This window comes from Orenia metallireducens, from assembly GCF_001693735.1.
GTDB lineage: Bacteria > Bacillota > Halanaerobiia > Halobacteroidales > Halobacteroidaceae > Orenia > Orenia metallireducens.
The window spans coordinates 738,454-759,592 of sequence record NZ_LWDV01000010.1; the positions used below are offsets into that span (position 1 = coordinate 738,454).

General features: G+C 31.4%; 20 protein-coding genes, 3 tRNA genes and 1 riboswitch. Of the genes, 1 reads left to right on the forward strand and 22 read right to left on the reverse strand.

Features of this window, described 5'->3' with window-relative positions; genetic code table 11:
• Positions 1-257 precede the first annotated feature (257 nt).
• From U472_RS15490 to U472_RS15585, 21 genes are all read right to left on the reverse strand, one after another.
• A tRNA-Met gene (locus U472_RS15490) sits at positions 258-334 on the reverse strand.
• A 20-nt stretch (positions 335-354) separates the two neighbouring features.
• A tRNA-Met gene (locus U472_RS15495) sits at positions 355-430 on the reverse strand.
• Positions 431-448: 18 nt separating this feature from the next.
• Positions 449-537: transfer RNA gene (locus tag U472_RS15500), tRNA-Leu, on the reverse strand.
• Positions 538-698: 161 nt separating this feature from the next.
• Complete coding sequence (locus tag U472_RS15505; protein WP_068719639.1) at positions 699-1,580, reverse strand: Ppx/GppA phosphatase family protein; 882 nt, start codon at positions 1,578-1,580, stop codon at positions 699-701.
• Positions 1,581-1,582: 2 nt separating this feature from the next.
• Complete coding sequence (locus U472_RS15510; RefSeq protein ID WP_068719640.1) at positions 1,583-2,149, reverse strand: DUF501 domain-containing protein; 567 nt, start codon at positions 2,147-2,149, stop codon at positions 1,583-1,585.
• A 210-nt stretch (positions 2,150-2,359) separates the two neighbouring features.
• A complete protein-coding gene (locus U472_RS15515) occupies positions 2,360-2,731 on the reverse strand; it encodes a S1 RNA-binding domain-containing protein (RefSeq protein ID WP_068719641.1) in 372 nt (123 codons plus the stop codon).
• 92 nt (positions 2,732-2,823) lie between these two features.
• On the reverse strand, positions 2,824-4,977 hold the full coding sequence (locus U472_RS15520) for a Tex family protein (RefSeq protein ID WP_068719642.1): 2,154 nt from the start codon (positions 4,975-4,977) through the stop codon (positions 2,824-2,826).
• 100 nt (positions 4,978-5,077) lie between these two features.
• The gene (locus U472_RS15525; RefSeq protein ID WP_068719643.1) at positions 5,078-5,398 is read right to left on the reverse strand and encodes an FtsB family cell division protein; all 321 of its coding nucleotides are present in this window, start codon (positions 5,396-5,398) and stop codon (positions 5,078-5,080) included.
• Positions 5,399-5,472: 74 nt separating this feature from the next.
• Positions 5,473-5,889 (reverse strand): spore cortex biosynthesis protein YabQ, encoded by a 417-nt coding sequence (gene yabQ / locus U472_RS15530; protein WP_068719644.1) that lies wholly within the window; start codon positions 5,887-5,889, stop codon positions 5,473-5,475.
• 38 nt (positions 5,890-5,927) lie between these two features.
• On the reverse strand, positions 5,928-6,191 hold the full coding sequence (gene yabP, locus U472_RS15535; RefSeq protein WP_068719645.1) for a sporulation protein YabP: 264 nt from the start codon (positions 6,189-6,191) through the stop codon (positions 5,928-5,930).
• A 134-nt stretch (positions 6,192-6,325) separates the two neighbouring features.
• A complete protein-coding gene (locus tag U472_RS15540) occupies positions 6,326-6,511 on the reverse strand; it encodes a hypothetical protein (protein WP_068719646.1) in 186 nt (61 codons plus the stop codon).
• Between the two features lie 308 nt (positions 6,512-6,819).
• On the reverse strand, positions 6,820-7,932 hold the full coding sequence (locus tag U472_RS15545) for an ABC transporter ATP-binding protein (RefSeq protein ID WP_068719647.1): 1,113 nt from the start codon (positions 7,930-7,932) through the stop codon (positions 6,820-6,822).
• A 33-nt stretch (positions 7,933-7,965) separates the two neighbouring features.
• Positions 7,966-8,958, reverse strand: a complete 993-nt coding sequence (locus U472_RS15550) for a LacI family DNA-binding transcriptional regulator (protein WP_068719648.1) — start codon at positions 8,956-8,958, stop codon at positions 7,966-7,968.
• Between the two features lie 306 nt (positions 8,959-9,264).
• Complete coding sequence (locus U472_RS15555) at positions 9,265-10,251, reverse strand: LacI family DNA-binding transcriptional regulator (protein ID WP_068719649.1); 987 nt, start codon at positions 10,249-10,251, stop codon at positions 9,265-9,267.
• Between the two features lie 226 nt (positions 10,252-10,477).
• Complete coding sequence (locus tag U472_RS15560; protein WP_068719650.1) at positions 10,478-12,115, reverse strand: glycoside hydrolase family 13 protein; 1,638 nt, start codon at positions 12,113-12,115, stop codon at positions 10,478-10,480.
• A 16-nt stretch (positions 12,116-12,131) separates the two neighbouring features.
• Positions 12,132-13,028, reverse strand: a complete 897-nt coding sequence (locus tag U472_RS15565) for a carbohydrate ABC transporter permease (RefSeq protein ID WP_083189951.1) — start codon at positions 13,026-13,028, stop codon at positions 12,132-12,134.
• A complete protein-coding gene (locus U472_RS15570) occupies positions 13,028-13,861 on the reverse strand; it encodes a carbohydrate ABC transporter permease (RefSeq protein WP_068719841.1) in 834 nt (277 codons plus the stop codon). Before U472_RS15570 ends, U472_RS15565 begins: the two co-directional genes overlap by 1 nt.
• A 181-nt stretch (positions 13,862-14,042) precedes the next feature.
• A complete protein-coding gene (locus U472_RS15575) occupies positions 14,043-15,281 on the reverse strand; it encodes an ABC transporter substrate-binding protein (RefSeq protein ID WP_068719651.1) in 1,239 nt (412 codons plus the stop codon).
• Between the two features lie 380 nt (positions 15,282-15,661).
• Entirely contained in the window at positions 15,662-17,380 is a 1,719-nt protein-coding gene (locus tag U472_RS15580) for a phospho-sugar mutase (RefSeq protein WP_068719652.1), read from the reverse strand.
• 279 nt (positions 17,381-17,659) lie between these two features.
• On the reverse strand, positions 17,660-17,767 hold the full coding sequence (locus U472_RS16610) for a MetS family NSS transporter small subunit (RefSeq protein ID WP_141678008.1): 108 nt from the start codon (positions 17,765-17,767) through the stop codon (positions 17,660-17,662).
• A 104-nt stretch (positions 17,768-17,871) separates the two neighbouring features.
• A complete protein-coding gene (locus tag U472_RS15585) occupies positions 17,872-18,777 on the reverse strand; it encodes a SpoIID/LytB domain-containing protein (RefSeq protein ID WP_141678009.1) in 906 nt (301 codons plus the stop codon).
• 105 nt (positions 18,778-18,882) lie between these two features.
• A riboswitch (Fluoride riboswitch) is annotated at positions 18,883-18,961 on the forward strand.
• Positions 18,962-19,056: 95 nt separating this feature from the next.
• Here U472_RS15585 and U472_RS15590 point away from each other — a divergent pair.
• Positions 19,057-20,232, forward strand: a complete 1,176-nt coding sequence (locus tag U472_RS15590; protein ID WP_068719653.1) for a cation:proton antiporter — start codon at positions 19,057-19,059, stop codon at positions 20,230-20,232.
• Positions 20,233-20,263: 31 nt separating this feature from the next.
• Here U472_RS15590 and U472_RS15595 read toward each other — a convergent pair whose 3' ends face one another.
• Complete coding sequence (locus U472_RS15595) at positions 20,264-21,043, reverse strand: amidohydrolase family protein (protein WP_068719654.1); 780 nt, start codon at positions 21,041-21,043, stop codon at positions 20,264-20,266.
• Between the last annotated feature and the right edge of the window lie 96 nt (positions 21,044-21,139).

Genomic DNA, 21,139 nt, shown 5'->3' on the forward strand with positions numbered 1-21,139 from the left:
CATAAATTGTAAAATTTATCTTTATTATACATCTTATAAAGAGGAAATTTTGTCGATAAACAGAGATAATCGTTCAAAAAATTTAGACAATAAAATCTATTGGTTACCATAATTTTCCTAAAAATAGAGATTTGAATATATTCTTTTAGGTTAATTTGTGATTTTATACACTAATATAAATAAATATATACTAAAAAAGACACTATCTAAGAGATAGTGTCTTTTATCTATATGTATACGTTTATTAAATTCAAATTTGGTAGCGGCGGAGGGATTTGAACCCCCGACTCTACGGGTATGAACCGTATGCTCTAGCCAACTGAGCTACACCGCCATATTATAAAATCTTCATTTTGGTTGCGGGGGCTGGATTTGAACCAACGACCTTCGGGTTATGAGCCCGACGAGCTACCAGCTGCTCCACCCCGCGACAATATTTAATTAAAAATGGTACCGAGGGTCGGACTCGAACCGACACGGGAGTTAAATCCCACCGGATTTTAAGTCCGGTGCGTCTGCCTATTCCGCCACCTCGGCAAATCATCTGTTTGAAGACAATTTCCTCAAACGACAATAGCTATTATATTATATATACGACTATTGGTCAAATATATTTATACTTAAATAGTAGCTTTAAATCAAAATATATAGTTATTACTTCTAATATCTATTATATACTCAATTATACTATTTTAAATTTAATTAAGAGTATCTATTACTACACCTTCTAAAATACTATCATCACTCACCTTAACTATATCTTGTTTACTCTGCTCCATTATCTCTAATAATATAACTATCCCCCCTAAGATTATATCTGCCCGCTTAGCATCTAAGCCTATTACCTCTTTTCTCTCTTCTAAAGATAATGAACTTAAATCATCTAATATCTGTATAATTTCTTCTTTAGATAGGTCAGAACCATGCACTATACTATAATCATATACCTCTAATGCTTCTCTAATTGATACCAAAGTAGTTACAGTTCCCCCAACCCCTATTAGTTGTTCTACATTCTTATCCTTTAACAGATCAACAAGCATATCCTTAGCTTCTCTTTTCATCTCTTTAAGATGTTCACCATAACTCTCTGTTAATCTAACAGCTCCAAGATTGATGCTATTAAATTCCATTATATCTTTATATTTACCAAAAATAAATTCTGTACTTCCACCACCAATATCAATAACTAGAACCTGATTTTCTAAATCTTCAATAGCTGATACAACTCCCAAATAAGATAATCTAGCCTCTTCAGTCCCTTTAATCACCTTTATATCTATCCCAGTCTCCTCTTTAACCCTCTTTAAGAATATATCCTGATTTTTAGCATCTCTAACAGCACTAGTTGCTATTGCTACAACTTCAGCGTTATAATTATTGATTATCTCTTTATACTCTCTTAAAACCTTAATAGTTCTTAGGATAGCTTCCTTTTTTAAATATCCATTCTGATGAATCCCTTCACCTAATCTAGGTGTTCTTAGCTCACTGACTAATTTATTCAATCCATTATTAGCTTGCTCAGCAATTAATAGTCGGACTGAATTTGTTCCAATATCAATTGCACCTACCCTCATCTCTATTCCTCCTCAAAGCTTTCTTTCATGCAACATTCTTCAGGTTCAACCTCTCCATATTCTTCTTCTAATAATTCAGCTACTATCTCTCCTACTGGGTTCTTCCTATCAACTAAATAATGAGCAAAATGTGTATGTAAGCACTTAATCCCTTCAAATTCTAAAATACCACCTACTCCAGATTCTTTTAAAACCTTATATTGTCCTGGGTTATTCTCCTTTAAATCTTTTAACCTAACCTCATCAACCAAATCTAATCTATAATTAGCATAATCTTGGTGAGCTTCCTCTAACCTCTTGGATAATTTCTTGTTACCTAAGATCTTATTTTGAACCTCTTGTACCAGACCCTTACTCTCTAATTTTCCAATTCTATAATTTAACTCTGGACAGGTTAACCACAATGTAGTTGGAAAGATACCTACACTATCCCCTTTATCCAAAATAGGTGCAGTTACTACCACTTGTGGGCTTTCATCTTTACATCTTTTAATAATATCAACTAAATTTCTTGGTTTACGCCCTAATTGTTTCTCTAATATCTCTAAATCTTTCTGAGTATAAGCCATCAAATCACTCCTTTGATAATTATAATAATCTATTCTTCCCTAGCTAATATAAATAAACACCCCCAATGATTGAGGGTGTTTAATAACAGTCATGTCAGTAAATTTTATATACAATAAATATATTACTTAAATATATTTATACATTACTATTATAAATTATAATAATAATTACCCATTATTAAAAATCTACTGATTTATAATAATTTATATTTATCTTATATTACCACTTTTTTTATCTAAGCTACGTCTTAAATCTTGTTGTTTTTCACTACTTTCTTTCAAAAAGTCACTCATCATATCATCAAAAGACTTTTTAGGTGGCTGAGTGAACTTAGTTTTTTTATTAGCTTCAGATAGTTGTTTAATAGATAATCCTATTTTACCATCTTTTCCAATAGAAATTACCTTAACATTAACTTCTTCATTAAGCTTTAAATAATTATTAACATCTTTAACATAAGCATCAGCTACTTCAGAGATATGAACTAGACCGCTCTCACCTCCATCTAATTCAACAAAAGCTCCAAATTTGGTGATCCCAGTCACTACCCCTTTTACAATACTTCCAACCTCAATTGACATGCTAAAAAAATTCCTCCTCATAAGATTTTATGTGTTTATAAGTATATTAATCCCTTACATTATATCCTATCATCTGTCAAGTGTCAAACAGTTTAAAAGTTCATGGTTAGTGATATTCTTCCTCTCTCAGCATCAACTTCTAAAATCGAAACACTAACAATATCTCCTACTGCTACAACATCTAAAGGGTTTTTAATATACTTATCACTTAATTGGGAAATATGAACTAACCCATCTTGTTTTACACCAATATCAACAAAAGCACCAAAATCTACTACATTACGTACTGTACCTTGCAATACCATGCCCACTTCCAAATCTTCAAACTTAAGAACATCAGTTCTAAAAATAGGTTTAGGCAAATCTTCTCGTGGGTCACGATCAGGCTTTAATAAAGACGAGATTATATCCTTTAATGTTGGTAAACCAACTTCTAGTTCTTCAACTAATTTATCCAAATCTAAAGATTTTATCTTAGCTTGCAAGTTCTTTAATGCTTCCTTCTTTGATAAGTCCTCTAACTGAAAATCCAATTTACGTAATAATTTCTCAGCTATATGATAGGACTCTGGGTGTATAGATGTTCGATCTAGAAGATTCTCACCTTCTCTAATCTTTAAAAATCCTGCAGCTTGAGTAAATGTCTTAGGTCCTAAGCGATAAACATCTTTTAATTCATCTCTACTTTTAAACTTCCCATTCTCTTCTCTATATTTTATTATATTCTTAGCCACATTAGAATTAATTCCAGAAACATATTCTAATAAGGCACTAGATGCTGTATTTAAGTCGACTCCTACATAGTTTACAACAGATTCTACTACATCTTTTAGAGATTCTTCCAATTTTGATTCTGTTACATCATGCTGATACATTCCTACCCCTAAATGCTTAGGAGCAATCTTAACCAATTCTGCTAAAGGATCTTGTAGCCTCCGACCAATAGAGATTGCACCTCTTATCGATACATCTAAATGAGGAAATTCCTTAACAGCTAATTTTGAAGCAGAATAAACCGATGCCCCTGCTTCATTAACAATAATATACTTTAATTCCTGTGATAACTCTCCAATCAGTTCAACAACTAAACTCTCTGTCTCTCGAGAAGCTGTTCCATTTCCAATGGCAATTATATCTATATTATACTCTTTAACCAAAGCATTTAACTTCTCTTTTGCTTCATCCCATCTCTTTTGAGGAGGGTGGGGATAGATTGTATCATAAGATATAAAATTACCAAACTCATCTAATACACTTATCTTAGAACCTGTTCTAAAGCCAGGATCAATTGCCATTACTCTTACTTTAGATAAAGGTGGCTGTAATAGTAAATTTCTTAAATTCTTTGCAAACACATTGATTGCATGCTCTTCAGCTAACTCTGTTAGATGGTTTCTTACCTCTCTTTCAATAGCAGGAGCAATCAATCTGTTATAACCATCAATAATAGCTTCTTCTATCTCTTCTGTAAAGATCGATTCTTGCAAGATAAAGTTCTGCTTTAATTTATCTATAATATTCTCATCAGCAGTAGCCACTTTGACCCTTAAAACATCTTCCTTCTCTCCACGATTAATAGCTAAAGTACTATGAGGACGAACCTTCTTTATACCTTCTTGATAATCATAATATATTTCATAATCCGTTCTCTCTTCAACCTTGCTTTCAGAGACTAAACTTCCATATTCAAAGGTTAATTTTCTAGCTGTCTTTCTACTGTATGGATCATCAGCTATGTACTCAGCTATAATATCTCTAACACCTTGCAATACATCTTCAATACTCTCCAATTCTTTCTCCAAATCTACATACTTTTTAGCTAAATCCTGCACATTGCCAGAAGTTAGCTCTTGTTTTAAGAAAAGATCTGCTAAAGGTTCTAGCCCTCTCTCTTTTGCTTTTGTTGCTCTGGTCATTCTCTTTTGCTTATATGGTCGATACAAATCCTCAACCTCTTGTAATTGGGTGGCTTGTCTAATTTTAATTTCTAACTCTTCAGTTAATTTATCTTGCTTATCAATTGAATTAATAACCTCTTCTTTTCTTCCTTCAAGCCTTCGTAAATAATCCAATCTCTCTACTAACTCTCTTAACTGCTCTTCATTTAAACTACCAGTAACCTCTTTTCTATATCTAGCAATAAAGGGGATAGTATTTCCTTCATCAAATAAATCAACTGTTCTTTGAACTTGTCCAACCTTTAGATTCAACTCTTTTGCTAATTCCTTCTCTATATTAAACTTCACTTAACTCCCTCCTGTCATAATTAAGATTGAAGTTGAGTTTAAGTATAATAGCTATACCTTTAGTTAAAATTCCACCTTAAACTTAAACTCAATATTAAATCTATTCATCTACAATTATATAAAGAATTTCTCCTTTTCTAACTAAACCCAACTCTTCTCTGGCAATTTTTTCAATAAAATCTTTAGAGTTAATATGCTTTATTTGATTCTCTAGCTCCTCTTTACTTGTCTTTAATTGACTAATCTCATCTTTTAAGGCTAAAACCTTAGCCTCCATTATCTTCTTCTCTTGATTTCCTTGATAAAAATTATAGAGGATAGCAAAGAAACAGAACAAGACTACAATCAATACTAAACGTCTTAGTTTAATCGTTTTAGAAGGACTCTTACTCTTCTTCCTTCTTATATTATACTTTTCCATAATTAATTAAATCCCACCTTATTAATGCTGAATATAGTATTAACTTTTTCTCCATAACTGATATCATTCCTGCATCACTTCTCAAATCTTATTTTTATCCAATTCCGCATTCTTATAATTATTTTCTTAATGTTATTATAGATTGATAGAGTAAAATCCTTAATTTTGCAGAAAATAAAATAGATAAATTCAATAAATTTTGCAAATACTAGAATAATATAATAACTAAATAGCCAATAATAAATTATTTGTCCTAGAATAACACCCAAAAAGACATATATTCTTATTACACCTCCATTACTATAAACTAAAGCTATAAAAATGATTATAGTAACTATAATTGCAAATAATAAATCAAATACATCAGTAGTAAACTTTTTAGGATTAGTCTGCCACCTTAAGACTCGATAAAAATCAAATATAACTCCTACCAAAATTCCAATAATTACCATATTTAAGAATGTAAAGAATTGCAACCTCAAAGAAACCATCCTATCACCTCCTAATCTCGACTCAAAGAGATAAATAATTATTTAAATAATCGTTTGATAAAGTTTTCTGCCTTTCCTTCTTGATCATATCTTAATTCCGTTACATATCCAGTTACAATCAATTGTGAATTCTCTAAATCCAGATGCTTTACATGTAGATTCTCCCCTAAAATTGCTAAATTACCTAAGTTACTCTCTAATGTAATCTCATCTTCAGTGAAATTAATAACCTCAGTCACACCTGTCAATTCTAATTGCTCTCTATTTGATAAGGTTAGCTTCTGTTCTTTATTATCTACCATTTGATCTCCTCCTTAATCATATTAATTCAGTAGACTCTACTTGAATCTAATTAATATTTATGAAATAGCAAATCAATCTATTCATTAACTTAAGCTACCAAAAATAAAAGCTTTCAGTTAAAAACTGAAAGCTTTTAAAAAGGATAATAGTCATCATTCCAAGGGAGATCATATTTATATTTTTCTGTAATACTCTCTAGAGCAGCTTTCTGAACTTTAGAAGTAGAATCAAAATCATTCTGCTGTGTAATCCAATTATCCAATTCTTCATCATATCTACAGTCAATAAATTGATCAAACTCACCTTTTCTACTTCTCATAAAGTCACCCCTTAATAAATTTAATAGATAATAGTTCTAACCAATATATATTAACTATTATTATTCTATCTAAATATTAAAAATTTTAATCTAATAAATTAAAAATTTAATATTTATGTGAATCTAAAGATCTACTGATATGATACTCCTATTGTAATAATTAAATTTTTATTATATAAATATTAAAGGTTAATAGAGATATTGAAATACTTTAATAATGAGTAAATAGCAAATTTATCTTCCTATTACTTATTATATAAAAAATCGCAGGAGAGGATTCTCCTACGATTAATCTAACTATATTCAAATTAAATAATTGCTTCTTCAGTTTCAGCATCAAAGATATGCATCTTTTGAAGGTCAAATCCAATCTTTATTACATCTCCAACTTTAGCTTCACTTTGAGGATCTACAATAGCTACGATAGTTCTATCTCCAATACTAAGATGTAAGTGAGTTTCAGAACCCATTGGCTCAATAACTTCCACTGTAGCTTCTACAGTATCTACATTTTCATTAGCTTCTGTAATTGCAGGGTCCATAATATCTTCTGGACGAATTCCAAATACAACCTCTTTACCAACATAAGTCTGTAATTCTTTCATAGCTTGAGACATATTATCAGGAATAGTTAATTCAAATCCTTTTCCTGTTAACACTAACTCATCACCTTTTGCTTCAATCTTAGCATCTAAAAAGTTCATCGCAGGGCTACCAATAAATCCTGCTACAAACATATTATTTGGTTGGTTATAAAGAGTAATTGGATCATCAATTTGCTGAATAACCCCATCTTTCATTACAACGATACGATCTGCCAAAGTCATCGCTTCAACCTGATCATGAGTTACATAAATAGTAGTTGTTTGTAATCTTTCATGTAACTTACTTAACTCAGCTCTCATCTGTACTCTTAGTTTAGCATCCAAGTTGGATAATGGCTCATCCATTAAGAATACTTTTGGTTCACGTACGATAGCACGCCCCATAGCAACACGTTGACGTTGCCCACCAGATAATTCTTTAGGTTTTCTGTCTAATAAAGATTCAATTCCTAATACTTTTGCAGCTTCCTTAACTCTTCTATCAATCTCTTCACTATCAAACTTTCTTAATTTAAGTCCAAATGCCATGTTATCATATACATTCATATGTGGATACAACGCATAATTTTGAAATACCATTGCAATATCTCTATCTTTTGGAGCAACATCATTTACTAAAGTATCCCCAATATAAAGCTCTCCACCAGATATCTCTTCTAGACCAGCAATCATTCTCAAAGTTGTTGACTTAGCACATCCAGATGGTCCAACAAACACCATAAATTCTTTGTCTTGAATCTCAATATTTGCATCGTAAACAGCTTGAAATCCATTTGGATAAATCTTATCAATATTCTTTAAAGTTACCTTAGCCATTTAAAATTCCTCCTTGTAGTTTGTAATATATATTTAAGTAGACTTTCTAACAATTAATTTACTTGTTAATATCTCTATATTTTCTTTAATATCTTCATCTTCAATCAAAGAAAATAATTTCTTAGCTGAATTAGCACCAAGTTCATACATTGGTTGTGCCACAGTAGTTAGTGATGGTTCAATTATAGAAGTTACAATAGTATCTTCAAAACCTACCACAGCTATCTCCTCAGGGATTAGATATCCTCCCATTTTAATTGCATCAATTACTCCTACAGCAATTAAATCATTGGCTGCAAAAATAGCAGTTGGTGGCTCTTCTAAGTCCAATAATTCTAAAAATCCTTGATAACCACACTCTCTACTCCAATCTTTATTAACAATTAACTTAGGGTCATAATCTAGACTATACTCTTTAAGGGCTTGACGATATCCTTGCAAACGATTTTGTGATACCAAATTATCTTTAGGACCATTTATTAAAGCAATTCTTTTATGCCCCTTCTCCAATAAATGCTTGGTAGCTTCAAAAGCACCTGTATTATTATCAATGATTACCGAAGGCAGCATAACTTCCTCTACCAATCGATTAGCCAATACAATGGGATAACCTGATAATCCTAAGTTAATAATCTTATTATTTGCTAGACCATCACCTAAAAAGATAATACCTGCTATCTTATTTCCTTGTAACCACTCTATGTAAGCAGCTTCTCTCTCTTCATCACCATCAGTATTACAGACTATAACTTGATAATCATTCTTAGTAGCAACATCCTGAATGGCACGAGTTACCTCAGAATAAAATAAACTCGAAATATCAGGTAAGATTAAACCTATCATATTACTCTCTTGTCTAGCCAAATTACGGGCCAATAAATTAGGCTGATAATTATATCTTTTAGCAACATCCAATATCTTCTTCTTTGTTTCTTCTCCTACCCCTGGTTTATTATTAATAGCACGGGAAACAGTAGATTCTGATACACCAAGTATTGATGCAATATCTTTCATAGTAATACTCATAATACCCACCTCATAGATTACGCAAGCGCTTGAGCAAACTCCAAAAATAATTTCGCAACCGCTTGCGTAATAATTATAACAAAAAGAACCTACTACTCCTATTGCAGGTGTAACAAGTTCTTATATTCTTATGATCTTATACTTATTATTTGCTTGTTTTACTTATTTTAGTTCATTATAACATATTTTTTTTTGAGTGACAAGGATTTATTTTATAATATACCAATTAATCAGACTAAGTAGATTCACCAATAAAACACAGATTATATTTAATTATATGCTATCAATCTATAATTATTACTTTATTTAGCAAGATTTCCTTATAACTAACTCGGGCTCTATAACCCTATGAGTTAATTCTTTTTTATCAGATGAGATTTCACCTATTAAAATATCTATGCCCATTTTACCCATTTTAGTCATTGGCTGACTAATAGTAGTTAAATTCAAATATTTGGCTAACTCTATATCATCATAACCTATTAAAGCAAAATCCTCTGGAACTTTTAGACCAGCATCCTCTATAGCTTTAAGTGCACCAATAGCTTGATTATCAGAGGCAGCAAATATAGCTGTAGGTATTTCATCACTGTTTAGTTCTAGTATTTCTTTCATCAAATTATATCCCGATTCCATATTAAAATCACCAGTCTTTAATAAGTTATGATCAAATTTTAATCCTGCTTCCTTAAAAGCTAGTTCTACTCCTTTTAATCTTTTAAAACCATGAATACTACCTAAAGGACCATCTAAAAATGCAATCTTTCTATGACCTAAATCTAATAAATATTCTATAGCTTTTTTACTTCCTGCAATATCATCAACTGCAATGGAACTAACCTCTTCTCTAAAATCATCTACCAGTACTAAAGGTAGTTTAGCATCTTGAAATTTAGCTACCTCTTCCTCAGTCATATCTAAGGTAATACCTAAAACACCATCAACTCTTTGAGCATCTATAACACTCTCAATATACTTCTCTTTGTACTTCTTATCTACTTTAAAAAGTACTAAATCCATATTATGAAAATCAAGTGCTTTTTGTACACCTTGCAAAACCTCCACAAAAAAGTGACCAACAAAATTAGGAACCATAATCCCAATAGAATTTGTCTTTTGTAATGCTAATCCTCTTGCCATAGCATTTGGTCGATAATTTAATTCTTCCATTACCTTTAAGACCTTTTGTCTAGTCTTATCACTTACATTATCGCTAGCATTTAGTACTCTTGAAACAGTTCCAACACCTACCCCTGCAACTTTAGCAACATCATATATAGTAACTTTAGACATCTTTAACCCCTCACTAAAATAATATTATTAATTCTTCTATTTATCATATATCAATTTTTATTAATTTACAACTACATCATTAACTTTACAGAAGAACATTGATTCTAATATTTATCTCTAAAAATAAGTTAATAGTTCCATATATATGGAACTATTAACTTATTAAATATCATACTTCTTTAAATATTAAAAATCTAAATTAATTTTTATACAACTATTATACTAATTATTTTAACTTATAAACTCTAGCCTCATAAGGTCTAAGTTCTAATTTATTAATACTTTCTCCCTCATCAACTTTATAATTACTAATCAATAACTCCTTACTATCAAAAGTAATTTCTTCAGGCAATACAAACTCAACCTTCTCTTCATAAAAATTAACTATAATTAATAACATTTCATCATCTAAAGTCCTTGTATAGGAAAAAATTTGCTCATCATCTTCTAATAATAATTGATAATCTCCATATATAATAATATCATTTTCTTTTCTTAATTGGATTAACTTTTTATAATAATAAAATATAGAATCTGAATCTTTTAATGCATTTTCAACATTTATCCCTTTATAATTAGGGTTAACCCTTAGCCATGGCTCTCCTGTAGTAAAGCCAGCATTTTTAGTATCATCCCACTGCATTGGAGTTCTGGCATTATCCCGTCCATTCTTCCAAATTGCTTCCATCATCTCTTCATGGGTATAACCTTTTTTAATATTATCACGGTAGAAGTTTAAGATTTCAAGGTCATTATAGTCATCAATTGACTCATATTTAACATTAGTCATACCAATCTCTTCACCTTGATAAATATAAGGAGTCCCCTGCATAAAATGTAATAATGTAGCCAACATTTTAGCTGATTCTACACGGTATTCCTTGTCATTACCCCAACGTGATACAATACGAGGTAGGTCATGATTATTCCAAAATAATGAATTCCATCCTTCACCTTTTAGCTCAGTCTGCCATTTACTTAAAACCTGCTTTAATTTCTTAAAATCTAATTCTTTCGGACGCCATTTACCTTCCTTTTCATCCCAATCAAGTGTCATATGCTCAAATTGAAAGACCATTGATAATTCATTACGTTTAGGATTAGAATATAATTTAGCAATCTCTGGAGTCGCCCCCCAAGTCTCTCCTACTGTCAAGACATCATAGTTTCCAAAGGTTTCTCGATTCACCTCTTGTAAGAAGTCATGCAGTTTTGAGCCATTTCCAGTAATCTCTTTATCGACTTCTTTACCAATTAAATCAATTACATCCATTCGAAATCCACCAATTCCTTTTTCTAGCCAGAAATTCATCATATCATAAATCTCTTCTCTTAATTTAGGATTTTGCCAATTCAAATCAGGCTGTTTCTTACCAAATAGATGTAAATAATATTGACCTGTCTCTTCATCATACTCCCAAGCTGAACCACTAAAAGCCGACTGCAATCCATTAGGCACATCTCCATCTTTAGGATCGCGCCAAATATAATAATCACGATAGGGGTTATCTTTAGACTTTCTAGCTTCAATAAACCAAGGATGTTCATCAGATGTATGGTTAACAACTAAATCCATTATAATACGAATACCATGTTCTTGTGCCTTACTTATCAATTCTTCCATATCAACCATCGTTCCAAATTCTGGAGCAATATCTTGATAATCAGAGATATCATAACCATTATCATCCATTGGTGATTTATAAACTGGAGATAACCAGATTGCATCAATACCAAGTTCCTCTAAGTAATCTAACTTTTCAATAATGCCACGTAAATCTCCAACTCCATTACCTGTTGTGTCCTTAAAACTACGTGGATAAATTTGATATATTACTGATTCATGCCACCACTTTCTTTCCATCACTATTTCCTCCTTTTTAACCTTTAACTGAACCTCTCATTACACCGCTAATAATCCATTTTTGAGCAAAGATATAAACAAGCAACATTGGTGCCAATGCCAAAATATACGAAGCAAAAGCTAAATTATAATCTGTACTAAATTGGGATTGAAAGACATATTGAACTAATGGTAATGTCATTAATTCACGGTCATTTAATATAATTAATGGTAACATAAAGTCATTCCAAGCCCATAAAGCAGTTAAAATTCCTATAGTAGCATTAATAGGCTTTAATAATGGGAAGATAACCTTCCAAAAAATTTGCCATGTATTAGCTCCATCTATAATTGCTGCTTCCTCTAAAGATATCGGAAGAGATCTAATATAACCAATATAAATAAAGATATTAAGTGATAAACCATAAACAATATATAAGATAGTTAATCCCAGTCTATTATCTAATCCTAAGAAACTCATCTCTTTTACAATAGGTAACATAATAATTGGGAAAGGAATAAACATCGCAGCAATAAAGTAATAATAAAGAAATCTAAAGAACTTTTTATCCATATTTCTAGCAATAGCATAAGCAACCATTGAATTGGTTAATAATGTTATAAAGACAGTTGGAACAGCAATTAAACTACTATTTTTAAAACTGCGAAAATAATGGGTTAATTTCATCGCTTTACTGAAATTTTCCCAATGAAGCTCTTTAGGGAAGGCAAGTAAAGACTGAGCCAATTGTTGTGGACTCTTTAAAGCAACAGTTAGAGTTAAATAAAGAGGAAACAAAATTATTAGAGAACCGATTAATAATAAAATTGTAGTCGTCCAATTTGTATCTTTATTTTTAAAAAATTTTATTAATGATAGTGATTTTTTTCTTTTGTGGTTAGTCTCTAAAGCAATTCCTTCTTGACTAGTCATTATACCTCTACCTCCCTCTTTTGTAGAACTTTCATTTGGAAAACTGAAATTACCAAAATAACAATAAAATAGATAACTGCATTAGCTGTCTGGTAAGCAAACTCTCCACCTGCAAATCCTCCATTATAAATTAATAGGGAGATTGATTCTGTAGAGCGACCTGGTCCACCACCTGTTAAGGCTACAACATGATCAAATACCATTAAAAAACTCTTCATTGCTAAAACCATATTAATAGTAAAAAAAGGAGCGATTAGTGGAAATGTAATAGCTTTAAATTGCTGCCACTTGTTTGCACCATCAATACTACCTGCTTCATATAAAGTGTCATCAATTGTTTGTAAACCAGATAAGTATAACAAAGTATTAAATCCACAAGCTTGCCATACTGCCAAAATTACTACACCAACCCAAGCTAAATCAGGATTTCCTAAAATACTCTTAGTTAAAGCATTAATTCCTAATACTTGTGCTATATCAGGTAGAAAAAAAGTGAAGATATAATTAAAGATATAGCCAACAATTAAAACACTTAAAATATTGGGTATAAAGTAAATTGCTCGTAAGGTAGTCTTAAATTTAATTTTAGCATTCAAACCTATAGCAATTGCCAAACTGATAACATTCACTAAAATAGTAGCTACAATCGCAAATTTAAAAGTAAAGAGATAAGAATCTAAAGCACGAGCATCCTTGAATAAATTAATATAATTTTTTAATCCTACAAATTCCCAAGTCCCATAACCTCTCCAATTAGTAAAACTATAAAAAAGTCCAGTTAAAGCTGGAAGAGTATGAAAAGCAAAGAATAATACCAATGCTGGAATTGCCATCAAATAAAATGCTTTAGTATTTTTTTTTAGCAACTTAATCCCCCCTCAATAATAGTTGACAGTTTACAGTTAAGTTCTAAAAATTTTTACAAAATATCCAGATTGTAAATTTTTGTTTTTAACTATCAACCATCAACTGTACACTGTCAACTATGGAGATAAAGCAAAGCTTTATCTCCATTTATTGTCTAGAATATACCTTATCCCATTCATTATCTAATTTATCTAAGAATGCACCAACATCACCATTTAATAAGAACTCTTGAACTAAGTTAGGCACTTGCATTCCAGATGGATAATAGTGATCTGGAAACGCAGCTATTTTTCCACTTTCAAAGTATGGTTTTAAATCATCTACCATTGGGTTATTCTGATAAACTCCTTTAACTGTTGAGAAAGTTCTCTCTTGATCAATATAATATTGAGCATTTTCTTTTTCTAATAAGAAGTGAATAAATTTCTTAGCTGCTTCAGCCTCTTTACCATCTAATTTAGCAGACATTGTTAATACCGTATCTACCCCTGAAACTAGTTTGTTCTCACTTACATTATTAACTGCCGGAAGAGCAAAAGCCCCTATTTTAATATCTGGATTAGCTTGCTCAATTGACCCAATTGCCCATACCCCTTGTAAATACATTACTGCCTTACCTTTAGCAAAAGCTGTGTTTCCTTGATTATAACCCATCCCAAAGTTATCATTATGATCATAATCTAATAAAGAATATAATCTCTTTGCAACCTCATCATATCGTTCTTTAAAAGTAGTCTGACCAACTATTCTTTGCTTAATAAAATCTTCACCTTGTAAATTAGCAGCTAAAGAGTTCCAAGGAATCATTGCAGTCCAAGCATCCTTAAACGTTAAGTAAAATGGAGTTTCACCAGCACTTTTAATCTTTTCTGCCGTAGCAATAAATTCATTCCATGTCTTAGGAATCTCTAATCCCAATTCCTTAAACTTATCTTTATTATAAAGAACAGTATTAGCATTTGATGTATAAGGAATTCCATAATTGTTTACTCTACCATGTAAATCTTGCAACATCCTTATATATGATTCTTGGACTTCTTTAAGTTTAGGATCATCAGAAAAAGAAGCTAAGATTCCTGCTTTAGCCAATTCACCATAAATAGCATTTCCACCAAGCCCCATCACTTCTGGTATATCATTTTTAGCTAAACGAGATCTTAATACTGTTTCAGATTCAGGAACAAAATTCTGTTCAATATCAATATCAGGATTTTCCTTTTCAAATTTAGCGATTAAGTAATCATAAGTCTCTACTGCTTCTTGCTTATTCTGGAAAAATTCTAATTTAATCTTTCTTCCATCGATAGCCTCTTGCTTACCTCCACATCCAGTCAAAAACAGTCCAACCAATAAAACGAATAAGATAAAAACAGATATTTTTTTCATCAAATCCCCCTTAAATACTATTTTTAATATTTAGGATGTACTTTATCAAACTATTATGTTCATACAGTTTTTATCTTATTACTCGTTTATCTTATTAAAACTATACCTTATTATACTTATACGAATATCTTATTAAATTATAGATAACTGCTCTAGTTTGGAACCACTTCCAATAAACTCAAAAAATATAATCGCTTAATAAAGCACTGTAAATTTTATAATCTTATATGCTTATATTTGAACTTTACAATCTTCTGGAACCCCTTCCAATTACATTGTATATTTTTTCTAATATTTTGTCAAGTTATTTTTTATTCTCTACTATAAAAATTTGAATATAAAAAGGAGCTTTTTAAAAAGCTCCTCTCCTTTAAACAATTTTATTCTTCAATTAATTTCATTACAGCCTCTTTTAAGCTAGATAATTTTTTATCTGCTGCTTGATTGCTATCTGCTCTAACAGAGAAGTAGAACTTAATCTTTGGTTCTGTACCAGATGGTCTAACTGTTACTAAGCTATCATCTTCTAATAAGAATTGTAATACATTAGATTCTGGTAAATCGATAGTTTTTTCTTCTCCATTAACCACATCATATTCCTTACTTACTAAGTAATCCTTGATAACTACTACCTTCTGTCCATTAATCTCCTCTGGACTATCTTCTCTTAAAGATTTGAGTAGGTCAGCAATCTTCTCTTTTCCTTCTTTTCCTGGCATAGTAATTGCTTCCAAATCAGCTTTATAATAACCATACTCTTCATACATTCTCATTAGCTCTTCATAGATTGAGCTCTTTTTGGATTTATAATAAGCCGCCATCTCTGCAATTAACATAGTAGCTACTATCGCATCCTTATCACGAGCATGAATTCCATATAAGTATCCATAGCTTTCTTCAAATCCAAAGATATACTCTTTATCATACTTACCTTCTTCAAACTCTTTAATCTTTTCACCAATATATTTAAATCCAGTTAATGTATCCATTACATCAAGACCATACTTCTTAGCAATCGGCTTGATCATCTCTGTAGTTACAACAGTTTTAATGACTACACCATTCTCAGGCACCTCTTCTAAAGAGTTTACAATATACTCAGTCAATAGGATTCCAACTTGATTTCCATTTAAGAATACCCATTCTCCCTTAGTATCCTTAACAGCAATACCTACACGATCTGCATCAGGATCAGTTGCCATAATCAACTCTGCACCCTTCTTTTCAGCCAATTCAATCCCTAAATCAAATACTGCTGGCTCCTCTGGATTAGGATAAGATACTGTAGAGAAGTCAGGATCAGGCTTCTCTTGCTCTGCTACTACATGAAGATTCTTAAAGCCTAATTCATCTAAAACTCTCTGTACAGGCATATTTCCTGTTCCATGTAATGGTGTATAAACAATATGTAAGTCATCAGCTACCTCTTTGATAACCTTAGGATTTAAAGATAAATCCTTTAAAGTCTTGATATACTTATCATCCATTTCAGGAGCGATAATCTCAAATAAACCTGCTTGACGAGCCTCTTCTTCAGAGATAGTCTTAACATTATCAAAGCTATCAATAGCATTAACCTCTCCGATAATCCCTTTATCATGGGGTGGCACAACTTGGGCTCCATCTTCCCAGTATACTTTATAACCATTGTACTCTGGCGGATTATGGCTTGCTGTTATCATAATCCCTGCAGTAGCTTTTAGCTCTCTAACTGCAAAAGATAACTCTGGAGTAGGTCGTAAATCATCAAAAAGATAGGCTTTGATTCCATTTGCTGCTAAGACCAAAGCTGCCTCTACTGAAAACTCCCTTGATTTATGTCTAGAATCATGGGAAATAACTACACCTTTAGATTTATCACCATTCTTCTCAATATAGTTAGCCAAACCTTGAGTAGCTTTTCTAATAGTATACTTATTGATTCTATTAGTACCTGCTCCAATAATACCTCTTAAACCACCAGTCCCAAAATCTAAGCTGGTATAAAATCTCTCCTCAATCTCCTTCTCATTGCCAGCTATTGACTTTAACTCTTCTTTTGTCTGCTGATCAAAGTAGTCACTCTTCAACCATTCTTCGTACTTAACTTTATAGCTCATAATATCTCTCCTTCTCTTTTAATTACTCGTTATATATTTTACACTAAAAGAATAGTTTTTAGCAAATAATTTAAAATAATCAATATCTATATAATTTTAGATATTAAATCTTTCTAAGATAGATATTATATAAACCTCTCCAATAAATCCTTATTGATATTTTAAAAGGATTACTAAGAACTTGAAACCTATTTATCCAACTTTTATTTGCTTAAGCAATAAAAAATCAGTAACTGGACTGATCCAATTACTGATATAAACTAATCATTAATATCAGAATTAACCTCTTTCTCTTTCTCCTTTAATAAACCTATAGATACAATACCCTAATCCACCATAAAGAACTACAGAACCAAAGATAAGCATTCCAATTGCTGAAGCACTCATTGTAGCTCTCCTCCTTTTCTAGGTAATAACATAAAAGAAGAATAAATCTTTATTAATTATTCGATATATTATATTTCTATTCCTCTTTTAGATAGTCAAAATAATTAATTCCATTTCTTTACTATTTTCACATCTTTAAAATAATAATTTACTATCTCTTCTGCCTTCTTTCCTTTTTGCGCCATATTATAAGCACCCCATTGACTCATCCCTACTCCATGCCCATAACCACTACCACTAAAGGTAAAACTATTTCCAGATCTTCCAATAGATTTAATTAATGTAGACTTTAGTTTATCAGGACCGATTAAAGTTCTAAATTCCGCCCCATGTAATTGCATACTTCCCTGTTCATATATAATCTCAATTTGAACTATCCTTCCTGTATCATCTCTTTTTAGCACTTGAATATCTTTTACCTGTACAATTTTCTCTCCAGCTCTTTCTAAAGCCTTTGCTAATTCTTCTAATCCAACACTTACTTGCCAATCTTGAATATCGGCTGGTGCTAAACCATCTGGAGATTCTACACTATGAATATAGGGAGGCTCTGCTTCTTTATAAGCTAAGCCAGCTTTAGCACTGGTAGTCTGTCCTCCAGCACTTGAATGAAACCACCCTTGAATATATTCACCCTGATAAGTAATTACTTCCCCTCTAGTCATCTTAATCGCTTCTCTAATTTCAGGGGTTATATTCTCTGGTCTATATGCTTGAGCCTCTTCATGCCTAGCACTAATTGTATTATTTCCATTCTCCTCTAAACGTTTTAGAGTAAAGGTCCTAGCAATAATAGCTTGGGCTGCATAAGCATTTTTCTCCCATCCTTTCTTCATCTCACCTGCAACTACTCCTGCAATATATTCCTCTATTTTCATCTTATTTATCCTACCATCAGCTAATTTAACTTGAATTGTAGGCTCTTCTCCCTGAGTTCCTTGTTGCCCACAACCTATTAAGTTTAATATAACTATAAAAACAACACATCTCTTTAATAATCTCATCATCATCTAATCCCTCTCCTTTATAAGCATAGTATCTCATCTTACTTTCACTTCTATTCAATCTACCCTTGACTTTAATCAGAAAAGCCAATATAATAGCAACATAAATTACATAAAATTGGTGATGAGGCTTACCTTGATATTCTTGATATATCAAAACCGTCTTTAGACTAATAGCTTCTACTCCCTAGGGAGTAGAAGCTATTTTTATTTTCCATTTATTTCTATGAAGTGATAAATATCTCTTGCTCTCACCATCAATTATAACTTCAAGGAGGACTCAGAATGTTATTAAGTATTGCTTTAATTTTAATTGTTGGTCTATTTTTAGGATTTATCTTTGAAAGATTAAATCTACCTAGCTTATTAGGGATGTTATTGGCAGGAATTATCTTAGGACCATCAGGCTATGGGTTATTAAGTCAAGAATTAATGGGTATATCCCAAGAAATTAGAGAATTAGCATTGATTATTATTCTATTAAGAGCAGGATTAGGGATCAGTAAAGCTACTCTAAAGAAGATTGGAAAGACTTCCTTTAAACTTAGTTTTATTCCTGGGTTATTAGAAGGATTAGCCATCTTCTTAATAGCTACCCACATTTTTAAGTTGAATTGGCAATCTGCTGGAATGTTGGCCTTTATCATTGCAGCTGTCTCACCAGCTGTGATTGTACCATCGATGCTACAATTGATAGAGAAAAATTTAGGAAAGGACAAGGAAGTACCAACTCTAGTCTTAGCAAGCGCTTCTATTGACGATGTCTTCGCTATTACAATTTTTAGTATCTTTTTAGAATTATTTAAGAATGGTGAAGTTCAGATATTTAACATTTTAACAAAAATCCCTATTAAAATTATCAGCGGAATTATCTTAGGGGTGCTTATTGGCTATCTTTTAGAAAAATTCTTTAGAAGATATAAGAAACTTGACCTTAGCTACCAAACTATTATTTTGATAGTTGTAGCAATATTTACTACAATTTTAGGAGATTATTTAGAAATAGCTAGCTTATTAGGGCTAATGACTATTGGCTACTGGTTATTGGAAAAGAACAAAAAGATGGCTACTAATCTATCTTTGGCTTTAAATAAATTATGGATTCCTGCTAAGATATTCTTATTTGTCTTAATTGGAGCAGCTGTTAAGGTACAAGTAGCTTTACATGCAGGATGGCTAGGTATCCTATTGATATTCTTTGGATTGATTGCTAGAAGTATAGGAGTATTAGCCTCAACAGCTAATAGTTATCTTAATTTTAAAGAGAGAGTTTTTTGTGTAATTGCTTATATTCCAAAAGCAACTGTACAGGCTGCCATCGGTGCAGTACCTTTAGCTAATGGTGTTCCTAACGGGGAGCTAATCTTAGCCTTAGCAGTAATGTCGATTATCTTAACAGCACCTCTTGGAGCTATTGGGATTAATTATTTTGCTCCAAAGTTATTGAGTAAACCTAAATAATAATAAAAATCGGGGATTAATCCCCGATTTTTTAATCTAATCTAAATATTCTTTTTGCGTTTAATTCAAATAAATTATTATACTCTTCTTCAGTTAATATCCCCTTACTTCTCATTATATCCTCATACTTTTGGTAAGTATCTATTCCATCTATTGGAGCATCTGTTCCAAATAATATCTTATCACTACCACACTTCTTTATAGCTTCAACTACTCTATCAAAATTTACCCAAGTAGCATCGCCATAGAGGTTATCAAGTTTAGTTATCAGTTCAATTGCTTTACTATTATCTGTCCCTAACCCCATATGTACCATAATAAAATTAATATTAGGATATTCTTTGGCTACTTGATAGACATGATAAGGGTCTGAATTATTATCTCCAGCAGTATGTACAGCAAAGCTAAAACCATGCTTATTAGCAAACTCTAAATATTCTTTACATCTCTCATCACTGATCTTCATATTTGAATGGTATGGATGCATTTTAAAACCTACAAAATAATCTTTATTCTCTAACATAAATTCTGCTACTTCTTTAGTAAAGCTCTCAGTATAAGGCTTAATCCAAAATTGCCCTTTTAATTTATTTAGATATCTCTTAACTAAATCTAAAGTCTTAACATTAACTCTCATCTGTGATAATTGCTTTTCTAAAATAAATTCCATTTTAGAGTCAAATTCACACCCCTCAATATTAGAAACTATACCAAAATCAATATTATATCTCTCTAATGACTTTAATAGCATTTCTTGAGGCATATTGAACTTTCTGATTTGACCAAAATGTAAGTGAGAATCTATAATCATAATTATTACCTCCTTATAATCATTGAATTTATATGTTTAATTTAATTAAGTAGAATATAATTCCTTCAAAAAGAAAAAAGATACACCTTAATCTTT

Bases quoted from the DNA above. Each gene is read 5' to 3' on its own strand.
- U472_RS15555 (WP_068719649.1), bottom strand. From the start codon at position 10,251: ATGTCTAAAGTTACTATATATGATGTTGCTAAAGTTGCAGGGGTAGGT.
- yabQ (WP_068719644.1), bottom strand. From the start codon at position 5,889: ATGGTTTCTTTGAGGTTGCAATTCTTTACATTCTTAAATATGGTAATT.
- U472_RS15575 (WP_068719651.1), bottom strand. From the start codon at position 15,281: ATGAAAAAAATATCTGTTTTTATCTTATTCGTTTTATTGGTTGGACTG.
- U472_RS15550 (WP_068719648.1), bottom strand. From the start codon at position 8,958: ATGAGTATTACTATGAAAGATATTGCATCAATACTTGGTGTATCAGAA.
- U472_RS15565 (WP_083189951.1), bottom strand. From the start codon at position 13,028: ATGACTAGTCAAGAAGGAATTGCTTTAGAGACTAACCACAAAAGAAAA.
- U472_RS15540 (WP_068719646.1), bottom strand. From the start codon at position 6,511: ATGAGAAGTAGAAAAGGTGAGTTTGATCAATTTATTGACTGTAGATAT.
- U472_RS15525 (WP_068719643.1), bottom strand. From the start codon at position 5,398: ATGGAAAAGTATAATATAAGAAGGAAGAAGAGTAAGAGTCCTTCTAAA.
- yabP (WP_068719645.1), bottom strand. From the start codon at position 6,191: ATGGTAGATAATAAAGAACAGAAGCTAACCTTATCAAATAGAGAGCAA.
- U472_RS15505 (WP_068719639.1), bottom strand. From the start codon at position 1,580: ATGAGGGTAGGTGCAATTGATATTGGAACAAATTCAGTCCGACTATTA.
- U472_RS15510 (WP_068719640.1), bottom strand. From the start codon at position 2,149: ATGGCTTATACTCAGAAAGATTTAGAGATATTAGAGAAACAATTAGGG.
- U472_RS15515 (WP_068719641.1), bottom strand. From the start codon at position 2,731: ATGTCAATTGAGGTTGGAAGTATTGTAAAAGGGGTAGTGACTGGGATC.
- U472_RS16610 (WP_141678008.1), bottom strand. From the start codon at position 17,767: ATGAGTGCTTCAGCAATTGGAATGCTTATCTTTGGTTCTGTAGTTCTT.
- U472_RS15590 (WP_068719653.1), top strand. From the start codon at position 19,057: ATGTTATTAAGTATTGCTTTAATTTTAATTGTTGGTCTATTTTTAGGA.
- U472_RS15570 (WP_068719841.1), bottom strand. From the start codon at position 13,861: ATGGCAATTCCAGCATTGGTATTATTCTTTGCTTTTCATACTCTTCCA.
- U472_RS15545 (WP_068719647.1), bottom strand. From the start codon at position 7,932: ATGGCTAAGGTAACTTTAAAGAATATTGATAAGATTTATCCAAATGGA.
- U472_RS15585 (WP_141678009.1), bottom strand. From the start codon at position 18,777: ATGATGATGAGATTATTAAAGAGATGTGTTGTTTTTATAGTTATATTA.
- U472_RS15595 (WP_068719654.1), bottom strand. From the start codon at position 21,043: ATGATTATAGATTCTCACTTACATTTTGGTCAAATCAGAAAGTTCAAT.
- U472_RS15580 (WP_068719652.1), bottom strand. From the start codon at position 17,380: ATGAGCTATAAAGTTAAGTACGAAGAATGGTTGAAGAGTGACTACTTT.
- U472_RS15560 (WP_068719650.1), bottom strand. From the start codon at position 12,115: ATGGAAAGAAAGTGGTGGCATGAATCAGTAATATATCAAATTTATCCA.